Genomic DNA, 18,568 nt, shown 5'->3' with positions numbered 1-18,568 from the left:
GAACAAAATGAGTATCAACTTAAAAAACGAATTAAAAAGTGAAGAAAAAAATGTAACCGAGTACATTAATAAGGTTTTAAGTTTAATAGAAAAAGAGACTGTTACAGAAGAAGACGCTGCATGGATCACAAAGGAAACAGTTGATGGTTTTAGAGAGCACGTAAACCCAGGTTTCCTTGCTTACCGCAAAACGGTTACAGAAGGCGGTCAATTTGCATCTGTTGAATGGTCTGATAGCGGCTCATGCTTTAAAGACGTAAATGGTAAAGAGTATATTGACTGTTTAGGCGGATTTGGGATTTATAATGTTGGTCACCGTCATCCAAAAGTTATCAAGGCTGTTACAGATCAGTTAAAAAGACAGGCACTTCATAGCCAAGATTTATTAGATCCATTACGTGCAATGCTTGCTAAAATTTTAGCAGATATTACACCTGGTGATTTAAAATACTCATTCTTTACAAATAGTGGTACTGAAAGCGTAGAAGCAGCATTAAAGCTTGCAAAAATGTATAGTGAGCGCAGTACATTTGTTTCAACTACACGTGCATTCCACGGAAAAAGCTTAGGTTCTTTATCTGGTACTGCAAAAGGCATGTTCCGTAAACCGTTTTTACCGTTAATTCCTGGATTCCGTCATGTTCCATTTGGTGACATTGATATGATGAGAAAAACATTTGAAACTTGCTCTTTAGTAGGCGAAGATGTTGCAGCAGTTATACTTGAGCCAATTCAAGGTGAAGGTGGAATTATTCTTCCTCCTCCAAACTACTTAAAAGAAGTTCGTGAACTATGTGATGAGTACGGAGCTCTATTAATTTTTGACGAAGTTCAAACAGGTATGGGACGTACTGGAAAAATGTTTGCTGCTGATTTATATGAAGTAGTTCCAGACATTATTTGTCTTGCGAAAGCATTCGGTGGTGGAGTTATGCCGGCAGGAGCAGTAGTTGCAAAAGAAGAAGTATTTAAAAGCTGGTTCCCAAACCCATTTATGCATACAACGACATTTGGTGGAAATCCATTAGCATGTGCAGCTGCTATTGCTACAATCAGTGTGCTTCTTGAAGAAAAATTACCTGAAAGAGCAGAAGTAGTTGGAGCTTATTTCTTAGATCAATTAAAAGAAGCAGCAAAAGGACATGAAGACAAAGTTTTAGAAATTCGTGGTCAAGGTTTAATGATTGGAATCGAGTTCCATCAAGATGAAATTGGCTATGAGGTTTCTAAAGGAATGTTTGATAAAGGGATCCTAGTTGCTGGTACATTAATTAACTCAAAAACAATTCGTATCGAGCCTTCTTTAAAAATTAGCTATGAAGAAGTTGATACTGTAGTAAGTGCATTTAAAGAAATTTTATCTACTATTGAAGTTTAATATTTTCCGCATGTCATGACCGATAATCATGACATGCTTTCATTACATTCAATAATCATTATAGATAGGATGGTGCAATTATGGCAGATCGAAAATTCGTTAAAATCCAAACTTCAATTCCAGGACCAAAATCACAAGAGTTGGTTGCTAGAAGAAATAAAGTGGTTCCAAAAGGGATTAGTAATAATAGTGCAGCATTTGTAAAAAAAGCAAAGGGTGCATTAGTTGAGGATATTGATGGTAATACGTTTATTGACTTTGCAGGTGCAATTGGAACAATAAATGTGGGCCATTCCCATCCTAGAGTAGTAAGGGCGCTTCAAGCTCAGGCCGGCGATTATATTCACACAGGCTTTAATGTCATGATGTATGAATCTTATATTCAGCTTGCAGAAAGATTAGCAGATCTTTCTCCTGGAAGTTTTGAAAAACAAGTAGCATTTTTTAATAGTGGCGCAGAAGCTGTTGAAAATGCAGTGAAAATTGCAAGAAAGTATACAAAGCGTCAAGGAATTATTTCTTTTACTAGAGGATTCCATGGTCGAACATTAATGACAATGACGATGACAAGTAAAGTTAAGCCATACAAATATGGATTTGGACCATTTGCTCCTGAAGTATATAAAGCACCTTATCCATATGTTTACCGTCGTCCAGATCAAATGGATGAAAAAGAATATAGTAAATTTATCATTGAACAATTTGAACAGTTTTTGATTGCTGAGGTTGCACCAGAAACAATTGCTGCAGTCGTAATGGAACCAATCCAAGGTGAAGGTGGCTTTATTGTTCCTGATCTTGATTTTGTCAAAAGGGTGAGAGAAATCTGTACGCAATATGGAATATTATTTGTAGCAGATGAGATTCAAACTGGTTTTGCTAGAACAGGTAAATATTTTGCAATTGAGCACTTTGGAGTTGAGCCTGATTTAATTACAATTTCAAAATCAATGGGTGCAGGAGTACCTATTAGTGGCGTTATCGGTAGAAAAGAAATTATGGAAGCTTCTGATGCTGGAGAAATAGGTGGAACATACTCTGGTAGTCCACTTGGATGCCGTGCAGCATTAGCAGTACTCGATATCATTGAGGAAGAAGGATTAAATGAGCGAGCTGTTGTAATCGGCGAAAAAGTTAACGAGGAAATGCACAAATGGGCTAAGCAATTTGAACAAATAGGTGATATTCGCGGAATTGGCGCAATGTGTGCAATGGAGATTGTAACAAATAAGAAAGATAAAACACCAGATAAAGTGACAGTTGGAAAGATTGTAAAAGAAGCTAACAATAGAGGGTTAATGTTGTTAAGCGCAGGTATCTTTGGCAATGTTATTCGTTTGTTAATGCCACTAACGATTACAGATGAACAGCTTGAAGAAGGACTAGATATTTTAAGGGAGTCAATTGAAGCTGTATTACTACCAGAATTACAATTGGAGGTAAACTCATGAGCCAAATTAAAGAGAAATATGAAGTCTACCCAATGTATATAGATGGTACATGGGTTGGGAACGATCATGAATATTATACGAAGGTTTCAAATCCTGCAACTGGTGCAGTTGTAGGTGCAATTCCAACGGGTGGTACATATGAAGCAAAATTAGCTGTTGATGCTGCTCATACAGCATTTAAAACTTGGTCAAAAAAGACAGCAGAAGAAAGATACCATTTATTAATGAATTGGTATCGTCTGATTGACGAAAAGAAAGAAGAAATTGCTAAATTAATGACCATTGAGCAAGGTAAACCATTAAAAGAAGCATTAGGTGAAACTGTTTATGCAAATGGTTTTATTTCTTGGTATGCAGAAGAAGGTAAACGTGTATATGGAGAAACAATTCCTGCATCACAACCTAATAAACGAATTCTAATTAGGAAAGAACCTGTAGGAGTTGTAGCAGCAATTACTCCTTGGAATTTCCCGGCAGCTATGATTACAAGAAAAGTTGCTCCTGCACTTGCAGCTGGTTGTACAACGGTTATTAAGCCGGCTACTCAAACACCTTTAACAGCATTAAAACTTGCGGAGCTTGCTCATGAAGCGGGAATTCCAAAAGGTGTAATTAATGTCGTTACTGGTAAGTCTTCTGAAATAGGCGATGTATGGCTAAAAGATCCAAGAGTAACAAAGATTACATTCACTGGCTCTACTGAAGTTGGCAAAAAGCTAATGGTAGGAGCAGCAGAGAATGTCAAAAAGGTTTCGCTAGAGCTTGGTGGAAATGCACCATTTATTGTCATGGATGATGCTAATTTATCAAAAGCAGCAGTTGGCCTAGTTCAGTCAAAATTCCGCAATGCAGGTCAAACTTGTATTTGTACAAATCGTATTTATGTACAGGAAAGTGTAGCCGAAGAATTTACATCGTTATTTACAAAAGAGCTAGAAAAATTAAAAGTGGGTAACGGTTTAGAAGAAGGAATTGATGTTGGTCCACTAATTGATGATGCAGCTTTAGAAAAGGTAAAAACGCTAGTTGAAGATGCTACTAATAATGGTGGGAAAATCGTATATAGTGGGAATAAACCTTCAGAGGAAAATGGATATTATTATGCACCAACTATTTTAACAGGTATTACGGATGAAATGGCATGTATGAAGGAAGAAATATTTGGTCCACTTGCACCAATTACTACGTTTAAAACCGAAGAAGAAGTAATTGAGAGAGCAAATAATTCAAATTACGGTCTTGCTGCATATGTTTATACGGAAAACTTAAGTCGTTCGTTCCGCGTTACAGAAGCACTTGAGTACGGAATTATTGGACTAAACGATGGCACACCTTCTGCTGTACAAGTTCCATTTGGCGGTTATAAAGAGAGCGGTCTTGGAAGAGAAGGCGGCCATTTTGGAATTGAAGAATTTTTAGAAGTTAAATATATTTCAATTGGGTTAGACATTTAATAAATCTACTGTTAATACAAAGCGCAGTTGTAAGCCAGTTAAACATTCGATTCAACTATTGTGATTGATCGTTTTACTGGCTTATTAACTAGATTAATAGAGGTGGAAAAATTGCCAGGTGCATTACATGGAATAAAAATCATTGATTTAACAAGAGTACTAGCCGGACCCTTTTGTACGATGATCCTCGGGGATTTAGGAGCAGAGATTATAAAAGTAGAAAGTATAAATAATGGCGATGAAACTAGGGGATGGGGGCCACCTTTCGTTGAAGGTGAAAGCGCTTATTATTTATGTGCGAACCGCAATAAAAAAGGCATAACACTAAACTTAAAAAGTGAGCAAGGTAAAGAAATTTTAAAAAAGCTAGTTTCAGAGGCTGATGTAGTTGTTCAAAATTTCAAACCTGGAACAATGACAAAACTAGGTTTTGGGTATGAGGATTTGAAAAAAATAAAGGAAGACATAATACTAGCGTCCATTAGTGGGTTTGGTAGTGAAGGACCGAATTCAAGTTTACCAGGATATGATTATATCATCCAAGCGATGTCTGGATTAATGAGCATTACTGGTGAGAAAGAGGCAGAGCCAACAAAAGTAGGTGTAGCCATTTCGGATGTTTTAACTGGTCTATTTACATGTATTGGGATTCTTGCTTCACTTCAGAATCGAGATCGTACAGGAGAAGGTCAGGAAATCGATATTTCATTGTTTGACTCTCAGCTAGCTGCTTTAGTAAATGTAGCTAGTAATTATTTATGTAGTGGAATTGTACCTGAACGAATGGGAAATCAACACCCAAATATCGTTCCATATCAAGTCTTTACTGCAAGTGACGGTGAATTAGTCGTTGCGGTAGGTAATGATGAACAATTTAAAAGGTTTACATTACTAATTGATGAACCAGACTTAATGGATGAAAAATTTGAGACAAATACGGGCCGTTTACAGCATAGAAAACAAATAGAGCAATTAATTCAAAATAAGTTGAAGTTGAAAAGTAAAAATGAGTGGAAACAATTATTAGATCAAATAGGGATTCCAAATGGCCCAATAAATAATGTGAGTGAAGCCCTACAGTCTGAACAAGCTAAATCGAGAGAAATGGTGTTGGAAGTAAACCATCCTTATATAAAGGATCTAAAATTAGTCGGATCACCGTTAAAATTATCAAAAACACCAATTGAAGTATTAAGACACCCGCCTTTACATGGTGAGCATACAGAAGAAATAGTAACTAAACTAGGGTATTCTCGAATTGAAATAGAAGATATGAAACGAAATAAAACAATTTAAGGAGGAAATAAAAATGGATTTTTCATTATCTGAGGAACAAATTAGTGTAAGGAAAGTAGTCAGGTCATTTGTAGACAGAGAAATTATCCCATTTATAAAAGAATGGGATGAAAAAGGTCATTTTGAAGCGAATATTCTAAAACGACTTGCAGATTTACAACTAATGGGTGTATGTATTCCAGAACAATACGGTGGAGTAGGAATGGATTATAACACATTAGCGATTGTATGTGAGGAATTAGAGCGAGGAGACACTGCTTTCCGTACTGCTGTTTCAGTACATACTGGTTTAAATAGTATGACATTACTACAATGGGGAACTGAAGAACAAAAGAAAAAGTATCTTGTTCCTCAAGCGCAAGGTAAGAAAATTGGTGCGTTTGGATTAACAGAGCCAAATGCAGGATCAGATGTAGTAGCAATGGCAACAACAGCTGTAAAAGATGGAGATAGTTACATCATAAACGGATCAAAAACATGGATTTCTTTATGTGATGTAGCGGACCATTTCTTAATTTTTGCGAAAACAAATCATGACTTAAAGCACAATGGAATTTCTTGCTTTATCGTAGAACGGACTTTTGAAGGCGTTTCCACAAAAGCGATCAAAGGAAAAATGGGTATTAGAGCAGGGAATACTGGTGAAGTATTTTTAGATGATGTAAGAGTCCCGGCTGAAAACTTACTAGGTTTCGAAGGTGAAGGATTTAAAATTGCAATGTCTGCGCTTGATAACGGACGATTCACAGTTGCAGCTGGTGCTTGTGGATTAATTCAGGCATCACTTGAAGCAAGCGTAAAATACTGTAATGAGCGAAAAACATTTGGAAAAGAAATTGGAAAACATCAATTAGTACAACAAATGATCGCGAAAATGTCATCAAACCTTGAAATCTCACGTCTATTAGTTTATAAGGCTGGTTGGTTAAAAAATAATGGAAAACGTAACACTAGAGAAACGTCTCTAGCAAAATGGATCTCTTGTAATGCTGCAAATGAAGCAGCAAATGATGCAGTTCAAATTCACGGTGCATACGGATTCTCAAACGAATTCCCAGTAGAACGCTATTTAAGAAACTCAAAAGCACCTGTTATTTACGAAGGAACAAGAGAAATTCACACAATTATGCAAGCTGAATATGACCTTGGTTATAGAGAAGATAAAGTGTTAAGAAAAATGCTTCCAGCTTGGCCATTTGAAGAAGTTACGGTTGAAACGGTAAAATCTTAAAATTGAATTTTTGTTTAAATACTAGTAATAAGACTGTCCGTTAAAGACAGTCTTATTTAAGTTATCTAATATGAGAACGTAACCTAAATTGTATCTGCTTGAAAATATCATCAACTTGATCTAGTTCTAAAATGATTTTATCGTATTTGTGGTTATTTAACGTTAAAACTAAATTTCCCTTATTAGTATTTGTAGCAACAAAATAATTCACTCCGTCTTTTTTGAAATGGCCATATTTAGATGCGCCTAAGTGTGTACCGTAAATTTTCCAAAGAAATTCATGTATATCCTCAATAGAAACATCACTGATATCACTATAGGGAACTTCTATTGTATGTTTTAACCCTAATATTGTTTCAAAACTAGAAAGTGAAATGATTAATTTATCTTCTTCAAATAAAATTGTTTTCATAAAATATCCCTCCTTACTTCTTATACGACCAGGGACTGCATATCGTTCATTTATATTTTAATTTCATTATTAATACATAGGTGTACTTTTTACCGAAACCATTTATTTTAAAACTAAACAAACGTTTAATTAAATAGATAATCAACGATTTTATCGTATATTGACTGGAATAAGTAGGCTTAGTATTAGTAAAAATCGAAAAAAAATTGAACGATAAGATAATTTTTTTTCATAGCAAGTGAATGCTAGGGAATGATATCATCTAAATAAAAAAATTTATTTACTATTCTCAGGAGAGGTACGTAAAATGGATCAACAAGTACAAACTTATTTTGAAAACCTTGAATCAAATGACAAGAATTTGCAATACGAAGCTTTTGACTATATTATTTCCGTTACAAAAGAAAAAGTAGATTGGTCGTATGAAGTATGGGATCGATTAAAATCGGAGCTAACGCATATAGGAAATCACAAAAGGTCAAGAGCTGCACAATTTCTCTCAAATTTAGCGATCAGTGATCCAGAGAAAAGAATGCTAAATGATTTTCCAAAAATTTGGCAAGTTACATATGATCCAAAATTTGTTACAGCAAGGCATACCTTACAATCAATATGGAGAGTAGGCTTAGCTGGTCCAGAACAAAGAGCAATCGTCCTTGAACATCTAGAAAATCGTTATGTAAATTGCAAAGAAGAGAAGAACGATACATTGATTCGTTACGATATCATTCAATGTATGAGAAACCTTTATGATGCGGTTAAGAATGAAGAGATTAAACAAAAGGCTTTGGAATTGATTCAAACTGAAGAGGATCCAAAATATCGAAAAAAATATATGACAGTGTGGAAATGAAGCAAGAAAAAGTGATTAAAGTACGAAATAAGCTCTATTCAAACGGTTAAAGATATAAAAAAAACGAATTCATATGGAATTCGTTTTTTGAGTACTTAGCCAAGTAAAAATTTGCTAAATTCATCTATTGTTTCAAAATAAAATGTTGATTCATTTTTCATTTGTTGTTTAATTTCAGGAATATTATGTGACCAACCTGCAGCTGCGAAGTCTACGTGACAGGATTTAGCCATTTCCAAACCTGGCTTAAGGTCATCTAACATCAATGCATCTGATTCTTTTAGGTTAAAACGTCTCAATATTTCTTTAATCGGATAAGGATACGGTTTTCTTTGACGCTCAGGTAGTTCCCATCCAAAGATTGCATCTGGGATGAAACCGCAATGCTTCAAGTAATCTCGTTCAATTCGGCTTCGCTCAGAATGAGATACGACTGTTATAATGCCACCCCGTTCCTTAAATTTCTTTATTGTTTCAGGAAATTTCTCGTAAAAGTCAGGTATTGTGGATGAAGTATAGCTTTGCCAAATTTCTTGTTGAACGATCATTTCATCTTCATTGAATTTCATAATGTCTTTACATAAAGAATGAAATCCAGGTTCAAAGCAATATCCTACAAACTCTTCAAAAGAAATAGGTTCATCATTTGGACGAAGTTTTTTAATTGCTTCAACAAAGGATGGGTAGTGAATTTCAGGTGTACTCATTACGGCAGTATCATCATGATCTAAAATGATACATTTATACTTTAAATTCATATAAACCACTCTCAATCTAATCTACATAAGTTTCCTATAGTTTAACATGAAAAAAGAGAAATTGTTTTTTAGTTCATCATCTGTTTAATTAATTCACGATTGCGTTTTTTAAATACTTCATTATGAGATGAAACCATTGCTGATCCACTAGCATCTGGTTGAATATATTGCTTTGCTTTATTTACGGCATTAGCAGCGTCTTGAAATGCGCCAGCAATTAATTGTAACTTTCCTTCATGCATTAAAATATCTCCAGCTGCATAAATCCCTTCAATCGAAGTTTCACTCGTTGTATTCCCTTTAATATAGAAATCTTGAATCATTTCTACTTTTATTTCACTGTTATTTAATAAAGAAGTATCTTGTTCATAACCGTGGTTTATGATTACTTCGTCAATTGCCAAATGAGATATTTCACCAGTTTCGTTATTTGTTAATTCAACTTTTTCTATTTCTTCATGATTTTCACAAGCAATTAATTTCGTAATTGATGTATTGAAAAGACAGTCTACTGAACTATTCATTAATTGAGAGACTTGTGCTTCATGACCTTTTAGAGCATCTTTTCGGTAAGTTAAATAAACGTTCTTAGCAACCGGCTCTAATTCATTAGCCCAATCAATCGCAGAATTACCACCACCGGAAACGATTACAGTTTTGTCTTTAAAATGTTTAAGTGATTTTACAGTATAGTTTAAATTTGAAACTTCAAATCTTTCTGCACCATCTATTTTAAGCTTTGTTGGGTTTAATATTCCACTGCCAACTGCAACAATAATTGTTTTAGAATAATGCTTTTGACCTGAAGAAGTATGTAAAATAAAAATGCCATTATCATCACGAGTGATCGTGTCGACTTTTTCATTTAATACAACTGTAGGATCAAACGTTAAACCTTGCTGAACGATTTGGCCGATGAATTTTTCACCAGGAATTGGTGGCTGTCCTCCTACATCCCAAATCATCTTCTCAGGATAACAATGAACTTTCCCACCTAATTCAGATTGAAATTCGATTATTTTTGTTTTCATTTCTCTTAAACCACTATAAAAAGCAGAGTATAGTCCAGCAGGACCTCCCCCGATTACTGTTACATCATATAGATCAATTATATTCATTTCCGTCTCACTCCAGAATATTCTGTCATTGATTATCATTCTCAATAAAATATAAACCATTTTTGAGAATTTTTCAATGATTTCACTAAAAAATAATATTGACAATATCAGTAAATAGACTTATATTTACCTAGTAACACCAATTGATAATAATTATCATTATCATTATCATTATCATTAACAGTTTGAATATTATATGAATGGAGGTCCGTTTATGGTTCGGTTATATACTAATGAATTGACCATTGGTTATGGTGATCGTTTGATTGTAAAAGACCTTAATATAAAAATTCCGGATAAACAAATTACAACAATCATTGGTTCAAATGGATGCGGTAAGTCGACTCTTTTGAAGGCGATTACAAGAATAATCTCTCATCTATCCGGAACGATTATTTTAGATGGAGAAAACATTGCTTCAGAGAATACTAAATTACTAGCTAAAAAAATGGCGATTCTACCTCAAACACCAGAGAGTGCAAGTGGTTTAACAGTAGGTGAACTAGTGTCTTATGGTCGATTCCCATATCAAAGTGGTTTTGGCAGATTAACTAAAAAAGATATTGAAGTAATTGACTGGGCACTTGAGGTTACAGGTACAAAGGAATATAAGTACAAGTCAGTTGAATCACTTTCAGGAGGTCAACGTCAACGAGTTTGGATCGCAATGGCGTTAGCACAAGAAACTGAAATCATTTTCCTTGATGAGCCTACTACATATTTAGATTTAGCTCATCAGCTCGAAATTTTGGAGTTGTTACAAAAGCTGAATCAGGAGCAAGAACGTACGATTGTAATGGTTTTACATGACCTAAATCAAGCAGCTCGATTTGCAGATTATATCATCGCACTGAAAGATGGGGAAATCGTAAAAGCAGGTTCTTGCGAAGAAGTTATTACACATGAAGTTCTAAAAAAAGTTTTTTCAATTGATACAGTAATTGGAAGAGATCCAAGAACAAATAAACCAATGTGCATTACATACAACTTACTTAAGGGAGAAGAGAAAAATGAAGAAAGTCTTAATACCATTTCTTTTAATATTCGTGCTAATTATTAGTGCATGCAGTAAAGGAGCATCAAGTACAGAAGGCTCAAAGAATGAACCAAAAAAGTCTGGAACTATTACATATCAATCTCAAAATGGTCCAGTTAAAGTCCCAGCAAATCCTAAACGTGTAGTGGTGCTATCATCGTTTGCAGGAAATGTAATGTCTTTAGGAGTTAACATCGTCGGTGTTGATTCTTGGTCTAAGTCTAACCCGCGCTGGGCCCAGAAATTAAAAAATGCTGAAGTAGTTTCAGATGATAATATTGAAAAAATTATTGAGTTAAATCCAGATTTAATCATTGGTTTAGATAATGTTAAAAACCTTGATAAATTAAAGAAAATCGCACCTACTGTAGTTTATACTTACGGCAAAGTAGATTACTTAACTCAACATATTGAAATTGGTAAATTATTAAACAAAGAAAAAGAAGCGCAAGCATGGGTAGATGATTTTAAAGCCCGTGCACAAAAGGCCGGAGAAGAGATTAAAGCTAAAATTGGTCCAGATGCAACAGTTTCTGTAATTGAAAAATTCGACAAGCAGCTTTATGTATATGGTAACAACTGGGGTCGTGGAACAGAGATTCTTTTCCAAGAGATGAAATTAAATATGCCTAAAAAAGTTGAAGAAAATGCATTGAAACCAGGATATTATGCAATCTCTTTAGAAGTACTTCCTGAATTTATGGGTGACTATGTAATCTTCAGTAAATTTGATCAAACTGATACTTCTGTAGAAAAAACAGATACTTACAAAAATACACCAGCAGTAAAGAATAAGCACGTTTTCGAAGTAAATGGAAGTGAATTCTACTTCAATGATCCAGATACTTTAGACATGCAATTAGAATTCTTTAAAAAGCAATTTTTAGGTAACTAACAAAAATAAGAGTAGGAATTCTATTATTCCTACTCTTATTATTTAGACATTGTCCAAAAAATTTATTGCAGACTGATTGAAAACATTGTCTTTTGAAGCGCGAAGCTACCCTAGTCGGTAATGAGCACTGCTGAAAGCGAGCGTTTGGCGGGCAGTCTGAAGACATTCTATAAAGAGAAGATGAGAGGCTAATGACACAACAAAACAAAGGTTCATTTCAATTCTTTTTTAAATTTATATTGGGGATTATCATTTTTATAGTTATGTTTGTAATAGCGATTGTTTTCGGCGCAGCGGATACAACTATTGGGGATGTATGGAATGCGATTTTTACAAACATGAATAGTCAACAGATTTCTATTATTAGAGAGTTACGGTTACCTCGAGAGGTGGCGGCAATATTTGTAGGGGCAGCTCTTGCGGTGGCAGGCGCTATCATGCAAGGGATGACAAGAAATCCACTTGCAGATCCGGGTTTGCTTGGGTTAACGGCAGGAGCAAATGCAGCTTTAGCAATAACAATGGCTTTCCTACCAAAAGTAAATTATTTTGGGATTATGATAGCTTGTTTTATTGGTGCAGCGGTCGGTTCACTAATCGTTTTTGGTATTGCTACAGTGAAAAAAGGCGGCTTTTCTCCATTTCGTGTTGTTTTAGCAGGGGCGGCTGTTACAGGTTTTTTAACTGCTATTTCTGAAGGTGTAGGGATTTACTTCAAAATATCTCAAAATATTTCAATGTGGACTTCAGGTGGATTAGTTGGTACTTCATGGGGGCAAGTAAAAATGATTACGCCTTTTATCGTAGTCGGTATTCTAGTAGCAATTTTCTTGGCACGTCAATTAACAATACTTAGTTTAAATGAAGAGGTTGCTGTAGGTTTAGGTCAAAATATCCCAAGAATCAAAGCAATCTTATTTGTAGTAATCGTTTTACTGGCTGGAGCGGCAGTTGCTCTAGTAGGAAATATGGCATTTCTTGGTTTAATGGTACCTCATATGGTACGTGGATTCGTCGGAACTGATTACCGATTTATTATACCGATGTCTGCTATTTTTGGTGCTACATTCTTACTGTTGGCAGATACGCTTGGGCGAACAATTAATATACCTTATGAAACACCTGTTGCAGCGATTGTTGCAATGATTGGCCTTCCTTTCTTTCTATTTATCGTACATAAAGGGGGCAAAGAATTTTCATGATACAGCCTGCTATTATTAGAAAACAAAGGTTAATTCTATTGATACTTTTTATACTTATTCTCTTAACAATGTTTATCGGAATGGGAATGGGATTTTCATCAATACCATATAGTAGATTACTTCCAACATTTTTAGGGGATGGTACATTTAAAGAAGAGTTTGTCATCTTTTCAATTCGATTACCTAGAATGATTATAACTTTAATGGCAGGAATGGCACTTGCATTATCTGGTGCAATTTTGCAAGGCGTAACACGAAATGATATGGCTGAGCCTGGAATACTAGGTTTTAATGCTGGTGCAGGTGTAGCTATTACAGTATTCTTTTTATACTTTCCAATTGAAGCAGGATCGTTTGTTTATTTAATCCCAATCGTTGGATTTTGTGGTGCTGTTGTTACGGCAATTATTATTTACTTATTTTCTTATAAGAAAAATTCGGGTTTACAACCTATAAGACTAGTTTTAGTAGGTATTGGTTTCTCGATGGCTCTTTCAGGAATCATGATTGTATTAATTTCATCTGCGGAACGTGCTAAAGTAGATTTTATTGCAAAATGGTTAGCAGGTAATATATGGGGGACAGATTGGCCGTTTATTTGGGCATTCTTACCTTGGTTAATTGTATTAATTCCGTTTACTTTATATAAAGCAAATACATTAAACCTTCTTAATTTAAATGAGCCTGTTGCAATCGGGGTAGGGGTCTCATTAGAAAAGGAAAGAATTGTTTTAATGTTAGCAGCAGTTGCATTAGCAGCATCTGCTGTTTCAGTAACGGGAGGAATTGCGTTTATCGGATTAATGGCACCACATATTGCTAAAAGTTTAGTTGGCCCTAGAAATCAATTATTTATACCCATCGCAATTTTAATTGGTGGATTATTACTAATAGTTGCCGACACAATCGGAAGAAACTTAGTCGATCCGGAAGGAATACCAGCAGGGATTATAGTAGCCCTGATTGGTGGACCTTACTTTGTATATTTAATCCTAAAAAAGGCTTAATCAAGAGAAAAAGACATTGTGAACAACACAAATCGTTCAACCAATGTCTTTTTTTATTTTTAAACAGTTAATTCTTCATTGTAATATTTAATTTGTCCGTTTTTTAAAGATTGAATACGAGCAAGAGATTCAACTCGATAACCACGATCACGCAGAATCTTTCCGCCATCTTGGAATGATTTTTCAATTACGATTCCAAAGCCAACTGTTTTGGCTTTCGCTTGTTCCATGACTGAAAGTAATCCAAGAGCTGCCTGTCCGTTTGCTAAGAAGTCGTCTATTATTAAAACTTTATCGCCTTCGTCTAACCATTTATGAGAAATTGAAATTTCATTTTCTTCTTTTTTTGTAAATGAATATACTTTGGCTGTATAAACATCTTGCTGCATTGTGATTGACTTTTTCTTACGTGCAAAAACTAGAGGGACATTTAAAGCAAGTGCTGTCATTAGCCCAGGTCCTATACCTGAAGATTCTATAGTAACTACTTTAGTTATTTTTTCTTCAGAAAATAAACGAGCAAATTCTTCTCCAATTTCTTTCATTAAAACAGGATCCATTTGATGATTTAAGAAAGCATCCACTTTTAATACATCATTTGCTAAAACGATTCCTTCTTGTTCTATTTTTTTTAGTAATAATTCCATAATGATCCCCCTTAATCTAAACAAAAAACTCAAAACATGTACTTCACTGTATAAAATGAGTGAAGTAACACATTTTGAGTCTTTGATTAATTAGAGCTAAATGTCAGATGTGTTACCACTCATAGTCGGTAAATTTACGGTTAACCGGTAGAAACTTGTGAGCCATATCCTCACTATTATACGAGTGAAATTTATAATTTTAATGAAACTATAACATGTTAATAGATTCTGGTCTAGCAATTAATAGGTGTAAATTATTAGCATTATTGAATACTATTTAATACAGTTTACAAATAAACTTAGTGAATTCCTTTATTAAATCCTGGTCATAAACCGAACCACTTTGTTTTTGAATTTTTTTTAACGATGTTTCAATTGAACATTTTTTGCTATAAGAACGATCATTGGTTAGTGCATCAAAACTATCAATTATTCTAATTACTTTCGAATTAAAATCAATTTCGTTACTATATAAACCTTCATAGCCAGTCCCATCAATATTTTCGTGATGATAACGCACAGCATTTAAAATATCATTATGATATGAAAAATTTTTTAATAAATCATACCCATAAATTGTGTGATTCTTCATTAGATTCCACTCGAAATCAGTAAGAGGACCTCTTTTTGTAACGATTGAATTTGGTATTTTGAGCTTTCCAATATCATGTACATAACCAATAAAATGTAATTGATTGGATTGATGCAAAGAGAGATCTAAATATCTGCTGAATTTATAAGACATTTCACCTACACGCATCCCGTGTAAAAAAGTATCATGATCAAGTTGCCTTAGTAGTTCAACTAACTCATTTGTGACGAATGTTGACCCTTCTTTTATCATAAAATCACCTTTGAATGCTTATTCAAAATAAACTTTATTTTAATAAATGGGCGATATGATTAATATCACGCTGTGAAAGAGTAGAACTAATTACCGCAATTGGAACAATTTCGATATCAATTTGAAAATCAGCAATGATAAAGTCCAAACGTAATTCACTAATCGTTTCAGGCCTCAGTTCGCCGTTTTGGAGTTCAACAAAATGTATTTTATCCCCGAATTCTTTTATTAGTTTAGTTGTTATATACTGTCTTACACCATAACCTTCACTACTTAACAGTAGTACTCTTTTTTTGGCTAATGATAATTTGATGATGATTGCTTGAATATTTAATGTGATTTTAGCAATTACTTCATTATTTACTTCTGGGTATGAAAAGTAATTGCACCAATTACGAAATACAGTTTTTACTTTATTAAATAACTCCGGATAACGTTTTTTAACGTATTCGGAAATGAGACAAGATCGATCAATTCTACCATTTAAAAAAAGAACTAGGGAAAAGGCTTTAAATTGTTTTTGAAGAGTGAGAATAAAATCATTATGATCATGTAATTTTATACTAAGCTTTTTTTCGAGCATCGTAACGAGCTCGTGTAATTCTATAAATTGTTTTTCTGATTTATTATGGTAGCTATTTATAATTTCATCTTGAGGTTCATTATCGCTAGAAAAATAAGGGGATGCAGATAACATTATAGAAAGAGCGTTTAGTTCATTTAATGGAATTGATACTTTATAAATGTTTTCTAGCTGTACGCATATATCAGTTGCAACTGAAAAAAACTTTGAATCCTTAATATTGTTAGAAGGATTTAAATCCAATTGTATATCTCGATCGATTCTTTGAAGCATCGTACCAACATAATAAATATATTTATAGATAGTAGGTGGAAATAAAAGTAAATTATTTTTTTCAGCTGACTTTGTAACTATTTTTTTTATAATAGAAAACGATAGTGAATCATAGGGCCATTTATTTGTATGGGAATATAGACCATACAATACGTCACAGCATAAGATTCTTTTTTGAAACTCATTACCTACAATTTCAAGTGGTGCACGCTTCAAACTTAAATTATACGACTTCAATAAGGTGTCTACCCGTTCGAGAATTTTATATACCGTATTGTGATGCGTATATAAGACTTTTCCTAAATCACTAATGTGTTCAATGTCTTTTATTAGAATAAACATGATTACCTGAAGCGATAAAGAGTTCTTAACAAAAAGTGAACGAACTTGATCAAGCGAGGAATTAATTGGATTTTTAATATAAATACCTTTTCCTTTTATCGTTTCAATATGCCATCCTTCTGGGAATGTTGCATTGATAATTTGTATATCAGTTCGAATTGTTTTCTCAGTGCAATGTAAATTTTTAGCAAGCTCCTCCGTTTTGAACCATTTTTCTTGACTACTTAAAATATCGATTAAGTGTAATCTTCTTAAACTCGCCTTATCCATCTCATCTCCTACTTTGATTTAAAATAATATTTTTACTAACATAAATAAGCTATTGTGATAACAATCACAAAAAGTGTTGTTAAGATAATGTTTTCAAAATAATTTTAAACTTAGATGCTGAATAAGGATATGACTATTTTTACCGTTAAAAACGGTAATAAATATATTTTAATCGACAATCTCCTTTTATATAGCGAAAGGCATATATCATTTTATGAAACTTTATATATTAACTGTTTTTACCTATCAAAACGGTAAAAAAGAGCATTTGAAACTTTAATAAGCAAGGCTATAATTTATTTTGAAAAGGAAATCGTTTAATTTGTGATTGTATACGGATGTGATCATGAGTGTTGCTCTAAATGGAGAAATGAGGAGGCAAATGATGGGTATAGTGTTGCTTTTTTTTATCCTAGGAAAACTTTTGCTAGTTCAGTCTATGTTACATAGTCGAATTACTTTGTTTGGATTATTATTAAGTATTTTTATTATTGTTTTGCTATATTTACTTCCGATCTTTTTAGCATTCAATAAAAGAGAACGATCTATTGGTTATAGTTTTACTTCAATAGTGGTTGGAACTATATTATTAATCTGTATTGTTTATGAAAGATATGCAGTTTTTGTAATTACTACTCTTGATCAAACAGGAGAAATCTCCAAAACAATATTCTCGTTTTTTATGATAGGGGACTTACTTTTCATTTTTGATTTTCTATTATTACTATACCTCATACTATTCAAAGTACTTAAAATAAAGGCAGCGCAATTAATTTTTGGAAAAGAAATCAGGAAAAATAAAAAAGAGATAAAAAAGAATGTATTTTCATATTCACCCCTTAATAACATTAAACTTAATGAAGATTAAGGAATACTGATTTTAATGATGAAGAGTATAGAAAAAATGAAAGACGTACAAAGAACCTCACTTTTGATGTGAGGTTTTTTTGCACTTTCAATCAGTTCAAAATTTTACTAATGAGTAATAAATTGGGCAATTGACTCGGTAACAATGCCCAAGCACTCGACATATTTTGTTGTTGAGAGTCTGCGTTTTAGTAGATTCAAATTAGGGAATCGTATTTATTTTTTATAAGTACGTTATGTTTTTATTCGCTTTCAAATTTTATGTCGGAGGTTATAAAAATGTATGATTTTCAAAGAGAGCTTCAAGAATTAAACGTTGGACAGTTTCAATCAAGTCAAGTAGTTCCATGGGATTATAATCAGTATCAAACTCAAGATGCACGTATGTGCTTTGGTTTTTTCCCTTTTTTTAGTTGCTTTGGTTGTGGAGGTTGCTTTGGTTGTGGAGGTTGTGGAGGCTGTTTCCGTTGCGGAGGCTGCGGTCACTGCGGTCGCTGTCACCGTTAATTGTAATGTTTCATAAAAACTATTTGTCCATTTAGACAATCAACCCCTACTTATTTTATGTAGGGGTTATCTAGTTATGTTATGACATAAGGAATACATAAATTACATAGGATTATGAAGAAAGTATTTATGAAATTCAATGTA

The 18,568-nt window shown here is 33.7% G+C and carries 18 protein-coding genes and 1 riboswitch; of the genes, 12 read left to right on the top strand and 6 right to left on the bottom strand.

Translation table 11 applies throughout. From position 1 onward, the window contains the following. The first annotated feature begins 7 nt into the window (after positions 1–7). The 5 genes from COJ46_RS16190 (at position 8) to COJ46_RS16170 (ending at position 6,810) form a co-directional block, all read left to right on the top strand. Positions 8–1,378 carry a putrescine aminotransferase gene (locus COJ46_RS16190; protein ID WP_098566117.1) on the top strand — a complete coding sequence of 457 codons (1,371 nt, stop codon included), beginning with the start codon at positions 8–10 and terminating at the stop codon, positions 1,376–1,378. Positions 1,379–1,458: 80 nt separating this feature from the next. After that, entirely contained in the window at positions 1,459–2,829 is a 1,371-nt protein-coding gene (gene gabT / locus COJ46_RS16185; RefSeq protein ID WP_098566116.1) for a 4-aminobutyrate--2-oxoglutarate transaminase, read from the top strand. Between the two features lie 32 nt (positions 2,830–2,861). Continuing rightward, positions 2,862–4,283, top strand: coding sequence for an NAD-dependent succinate-semialdehyde dehydrogenase (locus COJ46_RS16180; protein ID WP_098566125.1), 1,422 nt, complete (start codon positions 2,862–2,864; stop codon positions 4,281–4,283). A gap of 111 nt (positions 4,284–4,394) precedes the next feature. Next, positions 4,395–5,579, top strand: coding sequence for a CaiB/BaiF CoA transferase family protein (locus COJ46_RS16175; protein ID WP_097973136.1), 1,185 nt, complete (start codon positions 4,395–4,397; stop codon positions 5,577–5,579). Positions 5,580–5,592: 13 nt separating this feature from the next. Next, complete coding sequence (locus tag COJ46_RS16170; RefSeq protein ID WP_098566115.1) at positions 5,593–6,810, top strand: acyl-CoA dehydrogenase family protein; 1,218 nt, start codon at positions 5,593–5,595, stop codon at positions 6,808–6,810. A 61-nt stretch (positions 6,811–6,871) separates the two neighbouring features. On the opposite strand, the gene COJ46_RS16165 is transcribed toward COJ46_RS16170, so the two are convergent. Further along, positions 6,872–7,222: a PH domain-containing protein gene (locus tag COJ46_RS16165; protein ID WP_098566114.1), complete on the bottom strand. Its 351-nt coding sequence runs from the start codon at positions 7,220–7,222 to the stop codon at positions 6,872–6,874. Positions 7,223–7,529: 307 nt separating this feature from the next. On the opposite strand from COJ46_RS16165, the gene COJ46_RS16160 reads away from it, so the two are divergent. Continuing rightward, the gene (locus tag COJ46_RS16160; protein WP_097973141.1) at positions 7,530–8,075 is read left to right on the top strand and encodes a VHS/ENTH/ANTH domain-containing protein; all 546 of its coding nucleotides are present in this window, start codon (positions 7,530–7,532) and stop codon (positions 8,073–8,075) included. 95 nt (positions 8,076–8,170) lie between these two features. On the opposite strand, the gene COJ46_RS16155 is transcribed toward COJ46_RS16160, so the two are convergent. Next, on the bottom strand, positions 8,171–8,833 hold the full coding sequence (locus tag COJ46_RS16155; protein ID WP_097973143.1) for an HAD family hydrolase: 663 nt from the start codon (positions 8,831–8,833) through the stop codon (positions 8,171–8,173). A 68-nt stretch (positions 8,834–8,901) separates the two neighbouring features. Continuing rightward, a complete protein-coding gene (locus COJ46_RS16150) occupies positions 8,902–9,951 on the bottom strand; it encodes an NAD(P)/FAD-dependent oxidoreductase (protein WP_097973145.1) in 1,050 nt (349 codons plus the stop codon). Positions 9,952–10,165: 214 nt separating this feature from the next. Between COJ46_RS16150 and COJ46_RS16145 the strand changes: the two genes are divergently transcribed. The 4 genes from COJ46_RS16145 to COJ46_RS16130 all read left to right on the top strand — a co-directional run bounded on the left by COJ46_RS16145 (position 10,166) and on the right by COJ46_RS16130 (position 14,091). After that, entirely contained in the window at positions 10,166–11,011 is an 846-nt protein-coding gene (locus COJ46_RS16145) for an ABC transporter ATP-binding protein (RefSeq protein ID WP_097973146.1), read from the top strand. Continuing rightward, positions 10,962–11,882 carry an iron-hydroxamate ABC transporter substrate-binding protein gene (locus COJ46_RS16140; RefSeq protein ID WP_097973148.1) on the top strand — a complete coding sequence of 307 codons (921 nt, stop codon included), beginning with the start codon at positions 10,962–10,964 and terminating at the stop codon, positions 11,880–11,882. The genes COJ46_RS16145 and COJ46_RS16140 overlap by 50 nt, the downstream gene beginning before the upstream one ends. Before the next feature lie 191 nt (positions 11,883–12,073). After that, complete coding sequence (locus COJ46_RS16135; RefSeq protein WP_097973150.1) at positions 12,074–13,084, top strand: FecCD family ABC transporter permease; 1,011 nt, start codon at positions 12,074–12,076, stop codon at positions 13,082–13,084. Next, a complete protein-coding gene (locus COJ46_RS16130) occupies positions 13,081–14,091 on the top strand; it encodes a FecCD family ABC transporter permease (protein ID WP_097973152.1) in 1,011 nt (336 codons plus the stop codon). The genes COJ46_RS16135 and COJ46_RS16130 overlap by 4 nt, the downstream gene beginning before the upstream one ends. A 59-nt stretch (positions 14,092–14,150) precedes the next feature. Here COJ46_RS16130 and COJ46_RS16125 read toward each other — a convergent pair whose 3' ends face one another. The 3 genes from COJ46_RS16125 to COJ46_RS16115 all read right to left on the bottom strand — a co-directional run bounded on the left by COJ46_RS16125 (position 14,151) and on the right by COJ46_RS16115 (position 17,050). After that, positions 14,151–14,738: a xanthine phosphoribosyltransferase gene (locus tag COJ46_RS16125; RefSeq protein WP_097973154.1), complete on the bottom strand. Its 588-nt coding sequence runs from the start codon at positions 14,736–14,738 to the stop codon at positions 14,151–14,153. A gap of 102 nt (positions 14,739–14,840) precedes the next feature. Then, positions 14,841–14,942: riboswitch (purine riboswitch) on the bottom strand. A gap of 73 nt (positions 14,943–15,015) precedes the next feature. Then, positions 15,016–15,582, bottom strand: coding sequence for an HD-GYP domain-containing protein (locus COJ46_RS16120; protein WP_097973156.1), 567 nt, complete (start codon positions 15,580–15,582; stop codon positions 15,016–15,018). Between the two features lie 34 nt (positions 15,583–15,616). Beyond that, the gene (locus tag COJ46_RS16115) at positions 15,617–17,050 is read right to left on the bottom strand and encodes a BglG family transcription antiterminator (protein WP_097973158.1); all 1,434 of its coding nucleotides are present in this window, start codon (positions 17,048–17,050) and stop codon (positions 15,617–15,619) included. Between the two features lie 385 nt (positions 17,051–17,435). Between COJ46_RS16115 and COJ46_RS16110 the strand changes: the two genes are divergently transcribed. After that, positions 17,436–17,918 carry a hypothetical protein gene (locus COJ46_RS16110; RefSeq protein ID WP_097973160.1) on the top strand — a complete coding sequence of 161 codons (483 nt, stop codon included), beginning with the start codon at positions 17,436–17,438 and terminating at the stop codon, positions 17,916–17,918. Positions 17,919–18,196: 278 nt separating this feature from the next. Further along, a complete protein-coding gene (locus COJ46_RS16105; RefSeq protein WP_335448890.1) occupies positions 18,197–18,424 on the top strand; it encodes a heterocycloanthracin/sonorensin family bacteriocin in 228 nt (75 codons plus the stop codon). Positions 18,425–18,568 lie beyond the last annotated feature (144 nt).

The organism is Bacillus sp. AFS077874 (assembly GCF_002566505.1).
Classification (GTDB): Bacteria; Bacillota; Bacilli; order Bacillales; family Bacillaceae_G; genus Gottfriedia.
This window is presented reverse-complemented; position numbering and strand designations above follow the sequence as displayed.

Excerpts from the sequence above, each read along its gene's own strand:
- COJ46_RS16190 (WP_098566117.1), top strand. The coding sequence starts at position 8 with ATGAGTATCAACTTAAAAAACGAATTAAAAAGTGAAGAAAAAAATGTA.
- gabT (WP_098566116.1), top strand. The coding sequence starts at position 1,459 with ATGGCAGATCGAAAATTCGTTAAAATCCAAACTTCAATTCCAGGACCA.
- COJ46_RS16180 (WP_098566125.1), top strand. The coding sequence starts at position 2,862 with ATGTATATAGATGGTACATGGGTTGGGAACGATCATGAATATTATACG.
- COJ46_RS16170 (WP_098566115.1), top strand. The coding sequence starts at position 5,593 with ATGGATTTTTCATTATCTGAGGAACAAATTAGTGTAAGGAAAGTAGTC.
- COJ46_RS16165 (WP_098566114.1), bottom strand. The coding sequence starts at position 7,222 with ATGAAAACAATTTTATTTGAAGAAGATAAATTAATCATTTCACTTTCT.
- COJ46_RS16160 (WP_097973141.1), top strand. The coding sequence starts at position 7,530 with ATGGATCAACAAGTACAAACTTATTTTGAAAACCTTGAATCAAATGAC.
- COJ46_RS16155 (WP_097973143.1), bottom strand. The coding sequence starts at position 8,833 with ATGAATTTAAAGTATAAATGTATCATTTTAGATCATGATGATACTGCC.
- COJ46_RS16150 (WP_097973145.1), bottom strand. The coding sequence starts at position 9,951 with ATGAATATAATTGATCTATATGATGTAACAGTAATCGGGGGAGGTCCT.
- COJ46_RS16145 (WP_097973146.1), top strand. The coding sequence starts at position 10,166 with ATGGTTCGGTTATATACTAATGAATTGACCATTGGTTATGGTGATCGT.
- COJ46_RS16140 (WP_097973148.1), top strand. The coding sequence starts at position 10,962 with ATGAAGAAAGTCTTAATACCATTTCTTTTAATATTCGTGCTAATTATT.
- COJ46_RS16135 (WP_097973150.1), top strand. The coding sequence starts at position 12,074 with ATGACACAACAAAACAAAGGTTCATTTCAATTCTTTTTTAAATTTATA.
- COJ46_RS16130 (WP_097973152.1), top strand. The coding sequence starts at position 13,081 with ATGATACAGCCTGCTATTATTAGAAAACAAAGGTTAATTCTATTGATA.
- COJ46_RS16125 (WP_097973154.1), bottom strand. The coding sequence starts at position 14,738 with ATGGAATTATTACTAAAAAAAATAGAACAAGAAGGAATCGTTTTAGCA.
- COJ46_RS16120 (WP_097973156.1), bottom strand. The coding sequence starts at position 15,582 with ATGATAAAAGAAGGGTCAACATTCGTCACAAATGAGTTAGTTGAACTA.
- COJ46_RS16115 (WP_097973158.1), bottom strand. The coding sequence starts at position 17,050 with ATGGATAAGGCGAGTTTAAGAAGATTACACTTAATCGATATTTTAAGT.
- COJ46_RS16110 (WP_097973160.1), top strand. The coding sequence starts at position 17,436 with ATGGGTATAGTGTTGCTTTTTTTTATCCTAGGAAAACTTTTGCTAGTT.
- COJ46_RS16105 (WP_335448890.1), top strand. The coding sequence starts at position 18,197 with ATGTATGATTTTCAAAGAGAGCTTCAAGAATTAAACGTTGGACAGTTT.